The organism is Aquaspirillum sp. LM1 (assembly GCF_002002905.1).
Lineage (GTDB): Bacteria > Pseudomonadota > Gammaproteobacteria > Burkholderiales > Aquaspirillaceae > Rivihabitans.
The window spans coordinates 2,859,096-2,873,412 of the sequence record NZ_CP019509.1; the positions used below are offsets into that span (position 1 = coordinate 2,859,096).

At 59.0% G+C, this 14,317-nt stretch carries 17 protein-coding genes, 1 tRNA gene and 1 pseudogene; 8 read left to right on the forward strand and 11 right to left on the reverse strand.

All coding sequences use genetic code 11. The features are described from left to right. Nucleotides 1-37: 37 nt before the first annotated feature. The 9 genes from nuoF to tpiA all read right to left on the reverse strand — a co-directional run bounded on the left by nuoF (nt 38) and on the right by tpiA (nt 5,778). Nucleotides 38-1,333: an NADH-quinone oxidoreductase subunit NuoF gene (nuoF, locus tag BXU06_RS12200; protein WP_077299960.1), complete on the reverse strand. Its 1,296-nt coding sequence runs from the start codon at nt 1,331-1,333 to the stop codon at nt 38-40. 1 nt (nt 1,334) lies between these two features. Further along, nucleotides 1,335-1,808, reverse strand: coding sequence for an NADH-quinone oxidoreductase subunit NuoE (gene nuoE / locus BXU06_RS12205; protein WP_077299963.1), 474 nt, complete (start codon nt 1,806-1,808; stop codon nt 1,335-1,337). Further along, entirely contained in the window at nt 1,808-3,061 is a 1,254-nt protein-coding gene (locus tag BXU06_RS12210) for an NADH-quinone oxidoreductase subunit D (RefSeq protein WP_077299965.1), read from the reverse strand. The genes nuoE and BXU06_RS12210 overlap by 1 nt, the downstream gene beginning before the upstream one ends. Beyond that, complete coding sequence (locus BXU06_RS12215) at nt 3,054-3,647, reverse strand: NADH-quinone oxidoreductase subunit C (protein ID WP_077299968.1); 594 nt, start codon at nt 3,645-3,647, stop codon at nt 3,054-3,056. Before BXU06_RS12215 ends, BXU06_RS12210 begins: the two co-directional genes overlap by 8 nt. Before the next feature lie 11 nt (nt 3,648-3,658). After that, nucleotides 3,659-4,135, reverse strand: a complete 477-nt coding sequence (locus BXU06_RS12220; RefSeq protein WP_077299971.1) for an NADH-quinone oxidoreductase subunit B family protein — start codon at nt 4,133-4,135, stop codon at nt 3,659-3,661. Continuing rightward, a complete protein-coding gene (locus tag BXU06_RS12225; RefSeq protein ID WP_077299974.1) occupies nt 4,126-4,482 on the reverse strand; it encodes an NADH-quinone oxidoreductase subunit A in 357 nt (118 codons plus the stop codon). Before BXU06_RS12225 ends, BXU06_RS12220 begins: the two co-directional genes overlap by 10 nt. A gap of 80 nt (nt 4,483-4,562) precedes the next feature. After that, a tRNA-Leu gene (locus BXU06_RS12230) sits at nt 4,563-4,647 on the reverse strand. 11 nt (nt 4,648-4,658) lie between these two features. Then, on the reverse strand, nt 4,659-5,009 hold the full coding sequence (gene secG, locus BXU06_RS12235) for a preprotein translocase subunit SecG (protein WP_077299977.1): 351 nt from the start codon (nt 5,007-5,009) through the stop codon (nt 4,659-4,661). A gap of 7 nt (nt 5,010-5,016) precedes the next feature. Beyond that, on the reverse strand, nt 5,017-5,778 hold the full coding sequence (tpiA, locus tag BXU06_RS12240) for a triose-phosphate isomerase (protein ID WP_077299981.1): 762 nt from the start codon (nt 5,776-5,778) through the stop codon (nt 5,017-5,019). A gap of 207 nt (nt 5,779-5,985) precedes the next feature. On the opposite strand from tpiA, the gene pstS reads away from it, so the two are divergent. From pstS to BXU06_RS12275, 8 genes and pseudogenes are all read left to right on the forward strand, one after another. Next, nucleotides 5,986-7,026 carry a phosphate ABC transporter substrate-binding protein PstS gene (gene pstS, locus BXU06_RS12245; protein WP_077299984.1) on the forward strand — a complete coding sequence of 347 codons (1,041 nt, stop codon included), beginning with the start codon at nt 5,986-5,988 and terminating at the stop codon, nt 7,024-7,026. Nucleotides 7,027-7,125: 99 nt separating this feature from the next. After that, nucleotides 7,126-8,088 carry a phosphate ABC transporter permease subunit PstC gene (gene pstC, locus BXU06_RS12250; RefSeq protein ID WP_077299987.1) on the forward strand — a complete coding sequence of 321 codons (963 nt, stop codon included), beginning with the start codon at nt 7,126-7,128 and terminating at the stop codon, nt 8,086-8,088. A gap of 25 nt (nt 8,089-8,113) precedes the next feature. Then, nucleotides 8,114-8,962, forward strand: coding sequence for a phosphate ABC transporter permease PstA (gene pstA / locus BXU06_RS12255; RefSeq protein WP_077299990.1), 849 nt, complete (start codon nt 8,114-8,116; stop codon nt 8,960-8,962). Nucleotides 8,963-8,973: 11 nt separating this feature from the next. Beyond that, nucleotides 8,974-9,735 carry a phosphate ABC transporter ATP-binding protein PstB gene (gene pstB, locus BXU06_RS12260; RefSeq protein WP_077299993.1) on the forward strand — a complete coding sequence of 254 codons (762 nt, stop codon included), beginning with the start codon at nt 8,974-8,976 and terminating at the stop codon, nt 9,733-9,735. Nucleotides 9,736-9,929: 194 nt separating this feature from the next. Further along, nucleotides 9,930-10,748 (forward strand): symmetrical bis(5'-nucleosyl)-tetraphosphatase, encoded by an 819-nt coding sequence (locus tag BXU06_RS12265; RefSeq protein WP_077299995.1) that lies wholly within the window; start codon nt 9,930-9,932, stop codon nt 10,746-10,748. Nucleotides 10,749-10,835: 87 nt separating this feature from the next. Further along, nucleotides 10,836-10,994: pseudogene (locus tag BXU06_RS18645) on the forward strand (AAA family ATPase); the annotation flags it as partial. A gap of 78 nt (nt 10,995-11,072) precedes the next feature. Beyond that, nucleotides 11,073-11,951, forward strand: coding sequence for an AAA family ATPase (locus tag BXU06_RS12270; protein ID WP_374754331.1), 879 nt, complete (start codon nt 11,073-11,075; stop codon nt 11,949-11,951). Further along, nucleotides 11,945-12,544, forward strand: coding sequence for a DUF4276 family protein (locus tag BXU06_RS12275; RefSeq protein WP_077300000.1), 600 nt, complete (start codon nt 11,945-11,947; stop codon nt 12,542-12,544). Before BXU06_RS12270 ends, BXU06_RS12275 begins: the two co-directional genes overlap by 7 nt. On the opposite strand, the gene BXU06_RS12280 is transcribed toward BXU06_RS12275, so the two are convergent. Both BXU06_RS12280 and mutM read right to left on the reverse strand, forming a co-directional pair. Then, a complete protein-coding gene (locus BXU06_RS12280; protein ID WP_077300003.1) occupies nt 12,516-13,337 on the reverse strand; it encodes a 1-acyl-sn-glycerol-3-phosphate acyltransferase in 822 nt (273 codons plus the stop codon). The genes BXU06_RS12275 and BXU06_RS12280 overlap by 29 nt on opposite strands. A 12-nt stretch (nt 13,338-13,349) precedes the next feature. Beyond that, a complete protein-coding gene (gene mutM / locus BXU06_RS12285) occupies nt 13,350-14,165 on the reverse strand; it encodes a bifunctional DNA-formamidopyrimidine glycosylase/DNA-(apurinic or apyrimidinic site) lyase (RefSeq protein WP_077300006.1) in 816 nt (271 codons plus the stop codon). Between the last annotated feature and the right edge of the window lie 152 nt (nt 14,166-14,317).

Consider the following 14,317-nt stretch of genomic DNA (forward strand, 5'->3'; position numbering starts at 1 on the left):
AGCGTTGCGCTACCTGTAGCAAGCAATCCGTAGGGGATCAGCACCATTTGTGCTCGACCAGACATTTCTTGTGTTCGATATGGTGTTCGAACTCATTGCGGAAATGTTTGGTAAAGCTGCGGACGGGGAAAACAGCGGCATCGGCCAGCGCACAAATGGTGCGGCCTGCCATGTTGTTGCCCACCGACGTCAACAAATCGAGGTCATCGGCGCGACCCTGCCCATGTTCAATCCGGTGAATCACCCGATACAGCCAACCGGTGCCTTCACGACACGGTGTGCACTGACCGCAGGATTCTTCGTGGTAAAAATAAGCCAGTCGCTCCAGCGCCTTGACCATGCAGATATCTTCGTTCATCACGATCACCGCCCCCGACCCGAGCATCGAACCTGCCTTGCTGATGCTGTCGTAGTCCATGGTGCAATCCATCATGATGTTGCCCGGCAACACCGGCGCGGACGATCCACCCGGAATCACCGCTTTGAGCTTCTTGCCGTTCTTCATGCCGCCGGCCATTTCCAGCAGGGTGGCAAACGGAGTGCCCAAGGGAATTTCGTAGTTGCCCGGACGGTTGACGTGGCCAGACACCGAGAACAGCTTGGTGCCGCCATTGTTCGGCTTGCCGGCTTCCAGGAATTTCTGGCCGCCGTCGCGGATGATGAACGGCACCGAGGCAAACGATTCGGTGTTGTTGATGGTGGTCGGCTTGCCATACAGGCCAAACGAAGCCGGGAACGGCGGCTTGAAGCGCGGCTGGCCTTTTTTGCCTTCCAGCGATTCCAGCAGGGCGGTTTCTTCACCACAGATGTAGGCACCGTAACCATGGTGCGCGTACAGATTGAAGGTGAAGCCACTGCCCAGGATGTTTTCACCCATCAGGCCGGCGGCACGGGCTTCGTCGAGCGCGCGTTCAAACAGCGCATAGTCTTCGAAGATTTCCCCGTGGATGTAGTTGTAGGCCAGCTTCACCCCCATGGCGTACCCGGCGATGATCATGCCTTCAATCAGCGAATGCGGGTTGAAACGCAGGATGTCGCGGTCCTTGAAGGTGCCCGGTTCGCCTTCGTCAGTGTTGCACACCAGATACTTGTCGCCCGGAAAGTTGCGCGGCATGAACGACCATTTCAGCCCGGTCGGAAAACCTGCGCCACCCCGGCCACGCAGGCTGGAGTTCTTGACTTCGGCAATCACGTCATCCTGAGAGACGTTTTGCTGGAGGATGCGCTTGAGTGCGGTATAACCACCGCGCTTGACGTAGGCATCCAGCGTCCAGCAATTCGGGTCAGAGGTGTCGACGCCTTCGAAAATAACGCCTTGAGAGAAAACGGCCATGTTATTGCAGCTCCGCCAGTTTCTTGTCGATTGCTTCGTGCGTCATGAAGCTGCACATGCTGTGGTTGTTCACCAGCAGCACCGGAGCATCTCCACACGCGCCCATGCATTCACCTTCCACCAGCGTAAACTTGCCGTCAGCGGTGGTTTCGCCAAAACCGACACCAAGCTTGTGCTTCAGGTAGTCCGCACAGTCCACCCCACCGCCCAGCGCACAGGGCAGGTTGGTGCACACGGTAATCTTGTACTTGCCGACCGGTTTCAGGTCGTACATGTTATAGAAGGTGGCAACTTCGTATGCCGCCACCGGGGGAATCCCCAGGTAGTTGGCCACGAATTCGATGGTTTCAGTCGAAAGCCACCCGAGTTCAGTCTGGGCAATGCGCAAAGCGCCCATCACCGCCGATCGCGCCTGGTCTGCCGGGTATTTGGCAACTTCGCGATCAATCTGTTTCAGTGCATCTGGCGACAACATCAGCGGTCAATCTCCCCAAACACGATATCTTGCGTCCCGATGATGGACACCACGTCGGCAATCATGTGGCCGCGCACCATTTCGTCCAGACCGGACAAGTGGGCGTAACCCGGTGCGCGAATCTTCAGGCGGTAAGGCTTGTTGGCTCCATCCGATACCAGATAGATACCGAACTCACCCTTCGGATGTTCGATGCCAGCGTAGGCCTCGCCTTCCGGCACGTGCATCCCTTCGGAGAAGAGCTTGAAATGGTGGATAAGCTCCTCCATATTGCTCTTCATGCCCACGCGTGACGGCGGTGCCACCTTGTGGTTGTCGGTAATGACCGGGCCAGGATTTTTCTTCAGCCATTCCACACACTGCTTGATGATGCGGTTGGACTGACGGAACTCTTCCATACGCACCAGATAGCGGTCGTAACAATCGCCATTGACGCCAACAGGAATATCAAAATCGAGACGATCGTACACTTCATACGGCTGCTTCTTGCGCAGGTCCCAGGCCACGCCGGAACCGCGCAGCATCGGGCCAGAAAAGCCCAGCGCCAGCGCACGTTCGGGAGAGACCACGCCAATGCCGACGGTACGCTGTTTCCAGATGCGGTTGTCGGTCAGCAGGGTTTCGTATTCGTCAACGTAGGTCGGGAAGCGATTGGCAAAGTCTTCGATGAAGTCCAGCACCGAGCCCTGACGGTTTTCGTTCAGCTTGGCCAGTTGGCGGGCGTTCTTGATCTTGGACACCTTGTATTGCGGCATGGTGTCAGGCAGATCGCGATACACGCCACCAGGACGGTAATAGGCAGCGTGCATGCGCGCGCCGGATACCGCCTCGTACACGTCCATCAGGTCTTCCCGTTCGCGGAAGGCGTACAGGAACATGGTCATGGCACCGATGTCAATCGCGTGAGCGCCAATCCACAGCAGGTGGTTCAGGATGCGGGTGATTTCATCGAACATGACCCGGATGTACTGGGCGCGCAGCGGCACGTCCACGCCGAGCAGCTTTTCAATCGCCATCACATACGCGTGCTCGTTGCACATCATCGACACATAGTCGAGACGGTCCATGTACGGCACGGATTGCAGGAAGGTTTTATGTTCGGCCAGTTTTTCAGTGCCGCGATGCAGCAGGCCCACATGCGGATCGGCGCGCTGGACGACTTCGCCGTCGAGTTCAAGCACCAAGCGCAGCACACCGTGCGCAGCCGGGTGTTGCGGGCCGAAGTTCAGCGTGTAGTTACGGATGTTAGCCACCGTAGTTCTCCTCGCGAATGATGCGCGGTGTGTTTTCGCGCGGCTCGATGGTCACTGGCTGGTAGATCACCCGAGCCTGAACCGGGTCGTAGCGCATTTCCACATTGCCGGAGAGCGGGAAGTCCTTGCGGAACGGATGGCCGACAAAGCCATAGTCGGTCAGCAGGCGACGCAGGTCAGGGTGGCCGTCAAACACGATGCCATACAGATCGAAGGCTTCGCGTTCAAACCAGTTCACCCCCGGCCAGACGTCCACCAGGGAGTCCACCACCGGGAAGTCGTCGTCTTCGGCAAAAAAGCGCACGCGGATGCGCTGATTATTGGCCACCGACAGCAGATGGCAGACCACGGCGAAGCGGGAACCTTCCCACACGGTGTCACGATAGGTGCTGTAATCCATGCCGCACAGGTCGGAGCACTGTTCAAAGCGCAGTGCCGGCGTATCACGCAGCAGGGTACAGGTTTCGATGATGCTGTCAGCACGACACACCAGCGTCAGTTCCTGACGGTCGATGGTCGCTGAAATGATGTTTGCACCCAGCGCAGCTTCTGCCGCCGTTTTGAGTGCTTCCAGCGTGGAGGCCATGAGCTTAACCTTTAGCGGGCAATGGTGTAAGTACGTTTGATCTTGTTCTGCAGCTGGATGATGCCGTACAGCAGGGCTTCTGCTGTGGGCGGACAGCCCGGAACATAGACATCGACAGGCACTACCCGGTCACAGCCGCGAACCACGGAGTAAGAGTAGTGATAGTAGCCGCCGCCATTGGCGCAGGAGCCCATCGACAGCACCCAGCGCGGTTCGGCCATCTGGTCGTACACCTTGCGCAGGGCCGGTGCCATCTTGTTGCACAGGGTGCCGGCGACGATCATCAGGTCGGACTGGCGCGGGCTGGGGCGGAACACGATCCCGAAACGGTCCAGGTCGTAGCGCGCGGCACCGGCCTGCATCATTTCAACAGCACAGCATGCCAGACCAAAGGTCATCGGCCACAACGAACCGGTGCGGGTCCAGTTGATGACCTTGTCAGCCGTGGTGGTGACAAAGCCCTTTTCCAGAATGCCTTCTACTCCCATTCCAGCGCTCCTTTTTTCCACTCGTAGATGAAGCCGACAACGAGAATCGCGAGGAACACCAGCATGGCAACAAAGCCGAACATGCCGATTTCCTTGAGCACTACCGCCCACGGGAACAGGAAGGCAATTTCGAGGTCGAACAGGATGAAAAGGATGGCAACGAGGTAGTAGCGGACATCAAACTTCATGCGGGCGTCTTCGAACGCCTCAAAGCCACACTCGTAGGGAGACAGTTTCGCCGCATCGGGGCGGTTAGGCCCCAACAGGAAACCGATCAGCATGGGTCCCACACCAACCAGGAGCCCGATGATGACGAACAGCATGATGGGAAAATAATTCTCCAGCATTTCCCGATTACCCCTAAAAAAAGGAGGCCAGAAGCCTCCTTTGTTTTAAAAATAGACCGCGAACACGATCTATTCGAATATGGTGCCGACAGTGAGACTCGAACTCACACAGCTTTCGCCACTACCCCCTCAAGATAGCGTGTCTACCAATTTCACCATGTCGGCTTTGTTTTTATTCAATCCGGGATTTGACCGGATTTGTTCTGACCATTCGGCTGCTGTCCGGCAGGAGAGGCCGGGGCAACTGATTCAACCTGCCCGGACATCACCCCGAGAGAAGACTCGTTGCGCGGTGTTGAGAGAAACACCAGAGCCAGACAAGTTGAGAAAAAAATCGCAGCACATACCGCAGTGGTACGGCTCAGGAAATTGGCCGAGCCTGACGCGCCAAACAGACTGCCCGACGAGCCGCCCCCGAAGGCAGCCCCCATATCCGCGCCCTTGCCATGCTGCATCAATACCAGCACGATCACTGCCAGCGCGGCAGCCATATTCAGAACCCAGACCAGCGTTTTAAGAATTTCCATATTTTATCTATTTGGCAGCGCCGTAGCAAACGTTTTTGAATTGCCCGGCATCCAGCGAGGCACCCCCCACCAGCACACCATCCACTTCAGAAAGCGAGAGGATGTCGCTCGCGTTATCTGCCTTGACGCTACCGCCGTAAAGGATCGAAATAGTACACGAAGACCCCAGTTTTTCCAAGAGGCAGGCCCGAATCTTTTCGTGCATTGCGACAATTTGTCCCAATGACGCGGTCAAGCCCGTGCCGATTGCCCAAACCGGCTCATACGCCAGCATCACCCGGTCACGCCCGGCCAGCGCAGCGGCCACGCCAGCAATCTGCCCGGCCACCACCGCGTCCTGCACACCGGTTTCGCGGGCGCTGAGCCCCTCGCCCACGCAGACCACCGGCATGATTCCCTGAGCATACGCGTGGCGGATTTGCGCCGACAGGCTGTCGTCAGATTCGGCAAAATACTGCCGGCGCTCCGAGTGCCCCACCAGGGTGAAGGCCACGCCCAGGTCGGCCAGCATGGCCGCGCTAACTTCACCCGTGTAGGCACCGTCATCGGCAAAATGGCTGACACACTGCGCGCCCAGACGCAGCGCCTGCCCGGCCAGCAGGTGGGTCATCTGCCCCAGATAGGCACTCGGTACCGCCAGGCCAACATGGCCGGCATTGACCTGTGGGTCGGCCAGCAAGGCCTCCAGCAGGCGCTGATTACTGGCCAGCCGGCCATTCATTTTCCAGTTGCCCAACACCCACTTGGCCCCGGTTGCGACATTCAGCATGCAAAACTCTCTCTTGAAAACAGCCTGCGTTGGCACGTTGCCAACCACGAGTGAACGAGCGGCATTATAGGTATGCGGCGCGTCCGGTCAACCCGCTGATGCCCTGACATGGCAAAGATGAAACGGTGCTGTAATATAACTGCAATTTTGAGGCGTTACGATGGCCTCCGCTTTGTAATGAATTCACCAATCTCCTGGGAGCACCGAATGAAATCAACGATCCGCCTGGCAGCCGCCATGACGCTGACTGGCGCCATGTTCTCCGGCTACGCCGCTGCTGCCGATATCACCGGCGCTGGCGCAACCTTCCCCTACCCGCTGTACGCCAAGTGGGCGGAAGCGTACAAAGCGCAAACCGGGGTCGGGATGAATTATCAGTCGATTGGTTCCGGTGGCGGCATCAAGCAAATCCAATCCAAAACCGTCGATTTTGGTGCTTCCGACAAACCGCTGACCGCAGAAGAATTGAACAAAGCTGGCCTGACCCAGTTTCCGGCAGTGATGGGCGGTGTGGTGCCGGTGATCAACCTGCCAGGCGTGGCCGCTGGCCAGCTGAAAGTCACCGGCCCGCTGCTGGCCGACATCTACCTGGGCAAGGTCAGCAAGTGGAATGACCCGGCAATTGCCAGTCTCAACCCCGGCGTGAAACTGCCGGACCAGGCCATCACCGTGGTGCGTCGCTCGGATGGCTCGGGCACCACCTTCATCTGGACCAACTACCTGTCGCGTGTTTCCGAAGAATGGAAGACCAAGATTGGCGAAAACTCTGCCGTCAACTGGCCGGCTGGGGTGGGTGGCAAGGGCAATGAAGGCGTGGCCAACTATGTGACCCGCATCAAGGGCTCGATTGGCTATGTGGAATACGCCTATGCCAAGCAAAACAAGATTTCCCACGCCGCCGTGAAAAACCAGGCAGGCAACTTTGTGCAGCCGGATGACCTGACCTTCAAAGCGGCTGCCGCCAACGCCAACTGGAAAGCAGCTGACGGGTTCTATCAAATCCTGACCAATCAGCCGGGCAAGGACAGCTGGCCGATTACCGGTGCCACCTTCATCCTGATGCACAAGAAGGCCGACAAGCCGGAACAATCCAGCGAAAGCCTGAAGTTCTTTGACTGGGCCTACGCCAATGGCGACAAGCTGGCCTCGGACATGGACTACGTGCCGATGCCGGACAACGTCAAAAAGATTGTTCGTGACAGCTGGAAGCAGATCACGGATACCAGCGGCAAGCCGGTCTGGAAGTAACCCCGGCAGGTTCAGGCCCTACCCGGGTCTGACGCATCGCTCGCCAGAAGCCGGGGATGAATGCCCCGGCTTTCGTATCATCAGGATCGAGATCACGCCATGAGCACACAGTCTTCTTCTGCGGTACAAAAACCGCGAACCAATCTGGACCCGTTATTTCGCTTCATCACCCGCTGCTTTGCCTTTCTGGTGCTGGCCCTGCTGGCAGCCATTCTGGCTTCGCTGGTGGAAGGCTCGATGCCGGCCATCAACCGCTTTGGCTTTGGTTTTCTGACCGACGCCACCTGGGACCCGGTCGCAGAACAATTTGGCGCACTGGTGCCGATTTTTGGCACCCTGGTCACCGCCAGCATTGCCCTGGCCATTGGCGTACCGGTCAGCTTTGGCATTGCCATGTTCCTGACCGAACTGTGCCCGCTGGGCCTGCGCCGTCCGCTCGGGGTGGCCATCGAACTGCTGGCCGGCATCCCGTCAATCATCTATGGCATGTGGGGTCTGTTTGTGTTTGCCCCGCTGTTTGCCGACCATGTCCAACCGTGGATGATGGAAAACCTGGGCAGCATCCCTGGTTTTGGCCTGTTGTTTCAAGGTCTGCCGATGGGGATTGGCGTATTCACCGCCGGGCTGATCCTTGGCATCATGGTGATTCCATTCATTGCTTCGGTGATGCGCGACGTGTTTGAAGTGGTGCCGCCCATGCTGAAGGAATCCGCCTACGGCCTGGGTGCCACCACCTGGGAAGTGGTGCGCCATGTGGTGCTGCCCTACACCAAAACCGGGGTAATTGGCGGCATCATGCTCGGCCTGGGCCGCGCACTGGGTGAAACCATGGCCGTCACCTTTGTGATTGGCAATGCCTACCAGATTTCTGCCGGGCTGTTCAACCCCTCCAACTCGATTGCCTCGTCGCTGGCCAATGAATTTGCCGAAGCCGAAGGTGAACTGTACCTGTCTGCACTGATCGAGCTGGGCCTGATCCTGTTCTTCATCACCTTTGTCGTGCTGGCCTGCTCCAAGCTGCTGCTGATGCGCCTGAAGGCTGGTGAGGGCAAGGAATCCTGAGCCCCCACGACCAAGGAACCGACACATGAACCATTTACTTTACCGTCGCCGCCGGCTGCTCAATACGTTCAACAAGGTCATGTCGTTCATGACTGTGGCGTTTGGCCTGTTCTGGCTGGTGTGGATTCTCACCACCCTGCTGAAACTCGGTCTGGGTGGGCTCAGTCTGGATGTGTTTACCCAGATCACCCCGCCGCCGGGCAGTCAGGGCGGCTTGGCCAACGCCATTTACGGCAGCGTGCTGATGACCCTGGTTGGCACCATCATTGGCACACCGATAGGCATTCTGGCCGGTGTCTACCTGGCTGAATTTGGCAACCGTGGCTGGCTGGCCCCCACCACCCGCTTCATCAACGACATTCTGCTGTCGGCCCCGTCGATTGTGATTGGCCTGTTTGTCTATGAAGTTTACGTGGTGTCAGTCGGGCATTTCTCCGGCTGGGCCGGCTCGCTGGCGCTGGCATTGCTGGTGATTCCGGTGGTGGTGCGTACCACGGAAAACATGCTGCGCCTGGTGCCCAACAGCTTGCGTGAAGCGGCTTCGGCGCTGGGTGCGCCACAGTGGAAGGTCATCATGTCAGTCACCCTGCGCGCCTCCAAGGCCGGGGTGATTACCGGCATCCTGCTGGCCGTGGCGCGGATTTCCGGCGAAACCGCCCCGCTGTTGTTCACTGCGCTGAACAACCAGTTCTGGAATTCCAACATGAACTCCCCCATGGCCAACCTGCCCATCGTGATTTTCCAGTTTGCCATGAGCCCGTATGAAGACTGGCACACCCTGGCCTGGGCGGGAGCACTGCTGATTACCTTTAGCGTGCTGACCCTCAACATCCTTGCCCGCTGGTTTGGCAGACAGCAAACTTCTTCGCACTAAGGCGTGACACCATGACAGACTCCATCAAGCTTCAGGTCAAGAATCTCAATTTCTACTACGGCGCCTTCCATGCCCTGAAAAACATCAACATGGAAATTCCGGCGGGCAAGGTCACTGCCTTCATCGGCCCGTCCGGCTGCGGCAAATCCACCCTGCTGCGCATTTTCAACCGCATGTACGAGCTGTACCCGAACCTGCGCGCCGAAGGTGAGCTGCTGCTGGACGGTAAAAACATCCTCGGCAACGATGTCGATGTGAACCTGCTGCGCGCCAAGGTAGGCATGGTGTTCCAGAAACCCACGCCGTTCCCGATGTCGATTTACGACAACATCGCCTTTGGCATCAAGCTGTACGAGCGCCTGCCCAAAAGCGAAATGGACGACCGCATCGAATGGGCGCTGAAAAAAGCCGCGCTGTGGGAAGAAGTGAAAAACAAGCTCAAGCAATCGGGCAACTCGCTGTCTGGCGGCCAGCAGCAGCGCCTGTGCATCGCCCGCGCCGTGGCCAACCGTCCGGAAGTGCTGCTGCTGGATGAACCCACCTCGGCGCTCGACCCGATTTCCACCGCGCAGATTGAAGAGCTGGTGCACGAGCTGAAAGAAAACTACACCATCGCCATCGTCACCCACAATATGCAGCAGGCGGCACGGGTGTCTGACTACACCGCCTATATGTATCTGGGTGATCTGGTCGAATTTGGTGAAACCGACGCTATCTTTACCGCGCCCAAGCAAAAAGCCACCGAAGACTACATCACCGGTAAATTTGGCTGAAACAGGGCTTTCCCCGGGAAGACCAGCAGATTCAGACAAAGCGCAACACCCGTGGCCCAGTGGCTGCGGGTGTTTTTTTATGACTGGGCGCTGACGGCACACGGGCGGGTCACGCAGTCAAACCAAAAGCCGTCATCCGCCTGCGGTATCATAACGGCCCTGACCGGGCGGCTCCCGGCGGCACTGGGGATTTCATGGCAACTTATGCAATTGGCGATATTCAAGGCTGTTACACCGACCTGATCGAACTGCTGCGGCTGATCGACTTCAGCCCCTCGCGTGACCAGCTGTGGCTGGCCGGGGATCTGGTCAACCGTGGGCCAGATTCGCTCAGCGTGCTGCGCTGGGTGTTCAAGCACCAGGACAGCGTGCAGATGGTGCTGGGCAACCACGACCTGAGCCTGCTGGCGGTGTCAGAAGGGTATGGCAAGGTCTCGTCCAGCGACACCTTCATGGACATCATTCAGGCCAGCGACGGCAAGCTGCTGCTCGACTGGCTGCGCTGCCAGCCGCTGATGCTGGCCGGCGAGGGCTACGCCATGGTGCATGCCGGCCTGCTGCCGGAATGGACCATTCAGCGCGCATTGGGCCTGGCCGAGGAAGTGGAACACGAACTGGCCGGCCCCAATTACCGCAGCTTTCTGGCCCGCTTGTATGGCAACAAGCCCCTGCGCTGGAACGACGAGCTCAAAGGCATTGACCGCCTGCGCCTGATCGTCAATGTGATGACGCGCATGCGCCTGCTCACCCGCGACGGCGAACTGGATTTGTCGTTCAAAGGGGAGCTGGCAGATGCCCCGCCATACCTGATGGCCTGGTTTGACGCCCCCAACCGCCGCCACGCCGGCACACCGCTGATTGTCGGCCACTGGTCGGCACTGGGGCTGCGCCTGGGGCCGGATGTGCTGGCGATTGACACCGGCTGCCTGTGGGGCGGCAGCCTGACGGCACTCAGGCTGGAAGATCGCAAGGTGTTTCAGCGAGCGTGCCCAGGGTTTCGGAAGATAGGCTGAGCAGGCTAACACGGCAGAAAGGGCAACCCGGACAAACCACATGGAGCCCGCCAACTCAGACCAGCCAGCGCAACGCGAGGTGGGGTAATGCACATTCATAAATTGCACATCAAGGGCTTCAAGAGCGTGGCAAATTTAACGCTTGAGAATGTCTCGCCGTTTTTAGTCCTGGCAGGCGCCAACGGTTCAGGCAAGAGCAATATCACTGATGCCTTGGCGTTTTTGGGGGAAGTGGTCAAACAGGGGGCGGCACAAGCCAGAACCCGGTTTGGCGGTTTTGCCCAGATTCACTGCTTCAAATATCGCAAAGCACAGCGCACCAGCATGCAATTTGCCTTGGTGCTGGAGCTGGACGGCGCGGTGTACGACTATCACCTGACCTTGCGCACCTTGGACGCCGCGCCGCAGATTGACGAAACACTGCGCGTAGACGGGCAAAAAATCATCGACCGCCAAGCCAATGGCGAGCTGCATGTGCGGCTGGGCAGTGCGTCTGCCATGCAGGTGTTGCCGGACTACCCCAAAGACATGACCGCATTGATGTTGCTGGGCAGTTTGCCACTGTATGACTTTCTGACCAATATCAAGGTGTTCCGCATTGATCCGCTGGCGGCCAAAGAACCCAGCCGCGCCACCACGGACGCCAGCGAACTGGATGAACATGGCCGCAATGTGGCATCGGTGCTGTCCCGGCTTGAGGCCGAGCCTGAGTTTCGTGAGCAGGTGCAGGAATGGCTAGCGCTGATTGTGCCCGGCATGGAAAGCATTTCCACCGAAACTCAGCGCCTGGATAGCTCCACGGTGATTACCTTCAAGGAAGCCGGCACAAAAACCCGCTTTCCGGCCAAGCTGGTGTCGGATGGCACGCTGTATGTATTGTGTATGTTGACTGCGGTGCTCAGTCGCGCCGAGCGCCGTGGCATCACCATCATCGAAGAGCCCGAGCGGGGCATTCACCCCAAGGCCATTGGCGAATTGGTGCTGCTGATGCGGGAAAACGCCTCTGCCGAACACCCGATTTTTTTGACCACGCACAGCGAATCGATTGTTCGTCAGCTCAATACCGCTGAGCTGTATCTGGTCAGTAAAGTGGATGGCAAAACCGAGGTAAGCCCAGCCGAATTGGCCGGTGTGGATAAAACCCAGATTCCGCTGGACACCGCCTGGCTGACCAATTTATTGGACGGGGGCTTGCCATGGTAAAGGTCGGGTTTATCGTTGAGGGAGATAGCGAAAAATTGGTGGTGGAGTCACTGATGTTTCAACAATGGCTGCATGACCATGGCTGCACCTTGGTAACGCCGGTGATTAACGCCAAAGGGGGAGGCAATCTGCTTCCCCAGCATATTGAGCCGTATATTCAACACCTGAGCCATGCGGGCGTCGAGCGGATTGTTGTCCTCACCGACCTGGAAGACGAAGCGCACCCCGACTTGGTGCGGCAGCGGGTGGCACATCCGCGCATCCAATGTATATTTGTCGCAGTGAAAGCGCTAGAAGCCTGGTTTTTAGCCGACAGCCAGGCCATGAACGCCTGGCTGAAAATAAACAACTTTCACGAACCTCAACCGGAAACCACGCCAGACAAACCCTGGGAGCGACTCAAGCAAATCGCCAGCGAGCACGGCAAACGTGGCCCTGGCGTCAGCAAAGTGGCGTTTACCCAAAGATTGCTCAAACACTGGGGGTTTTCCATCGCCCGCGCCGCTCAGCATGCCGCCTGCCCCAGCGCCAAGGAACTGGCGGATTATTTTCACTCTGGGGCGCTTATGCCTCCACCGCCTCCACCACCCTGACCGGCATCTGCCCTCCCGGCTGCAAGCCCGCCGCGATCTCCCGTTCTGCATGGGCGCACAGTTCAAAGCGAGTGCGTTGATGGCCGCTGAGCGCTTGGCCGTAGTGCAGCTCCACCACCTGACCCCGCGCCGAGGCCAGCATCCAGATCGACTGCAGCAGGCTGGTGTTGCCCACATAGCTGGCGGCCTGGCTGATGCTGTTGTCGGCGTTCATGAAGCGCAGGGTAACAGGCTGCACGGTAGCGTGCGCCTTGGCGGCGGCGTCAAACAGCGAAGCCTTGAACGGCAGCAGGCTGAGCCCGTCCGACGTGGTGCCCTCCGGAAACAGGCCGATGCAATCACCCTCACGCAGCGCCTTGGCCATGTTCAGATTGATGCGCGCTGCATCGCGCCGGTTGCCACGGTCGATATACAGCGTGCCGGCGCGGGTCACCAGCGTGCCCAATACGGGCCAGCGGCGGATTTCGCTTTTGGCCACAAAGCGGGTGATGGTCACGCTGTTCAGGGCAAAAATATCCAGCCAGGACACATGATTGGCCACCAGCAGGGTATTGGCCGGGTAAAGCGCCATCGGGGGTGACCCCAGCACGCGCAGACGGATATTCAAAATCGTCATCAGCCGGCGCGACCAGTCGCGCTGCATCTGGTGGCGACGTGCCGGGGTGTAGCGGGGGAAAACCGTCAGCACCCGCACCAGCCCACCGAATACATGCAGGGTCAGACGGGTCAGCCGCCACAGGCGGACAGGCAGGGCAACAGTGGCAAAGCCAGGGGAAGTGGACGTGCGGGTCATGGTGTCGAAGGGTCAGGTTTGACAATGCGGGCAGAAAAAACTGGAACGCTGCCCCAGGCGAGTGTGTTGCACCAAGGTTGCACAGGCATGACAAGGCTGGCCGGTACGGCCATAAACGGCATACTGTTGCTGAAAATACCCCGGTTTGCCAATCGCATCGGTAAAATCGCGCAGCGTGCTGCCGCCGGCTTCGATGGCGCGCAGCAGGGTGGCGCGGATGGCAGCGGCCAGACGCTGGCACGCGTCGCGGCTCACCTGCCCGGCGGGACGGGTGGGGCGCACACCGGCGGCAAACAGCGCCTCGTTGGCGTAAATATTACCCACCCCCACCACCACATGGTTGTCCATCAGCACAGTCTTGATGGCAGCAGTCTTGCCCCGGCACGCGGCAAACAGCACCTCACCATCAAACCCATCAGACAAGGGCTCCGGCCCCAGCTTGACCAGCAGCGGATGCAGCTCCACCGGACCAGGGCAATACAGGATGGCACCAAAGCGGCGCGGGTCGCGATAGCGCAAGCAATGCTCGCCCAGCAGCAAGTCCACATGGTCGTGGCGCTCGGGCGGCGTGTCGGCAGGCACATGGCGCAGACTGCCGGACATGCCCAGATGGATGATCAGCGTCGCCCCGCTGTCCAGCGCCATCAGCAGGTATTTGGCCCGCCGGCTGACCGCCGTCACCCGAACGCCAGTCAGCCGGCTGGCCAGTTCCGGGTCAACCGGCCAGCGCAGCCGCGCACAGCGCACCCGCACGCCAGTCAGCGTGTGTCCGGTCAGCAAAGGGCGCACGCCCCGGCAAGTGGTTTCAACTTCTGGCAATTCAGGCATGCTTTAGGCGGCCATCGGTAAAGTGAGCGTGCTATTCTAACGCGAGACCTGCCCGATGTTGTGCCCGCCTGCTGGCCGCCATCGCATCGGCCTGGGCCTGCCTGGCAATTGCGCGTGGCCACCCGCCCGCCTCCTGCCCGGCCAAGCAGCAT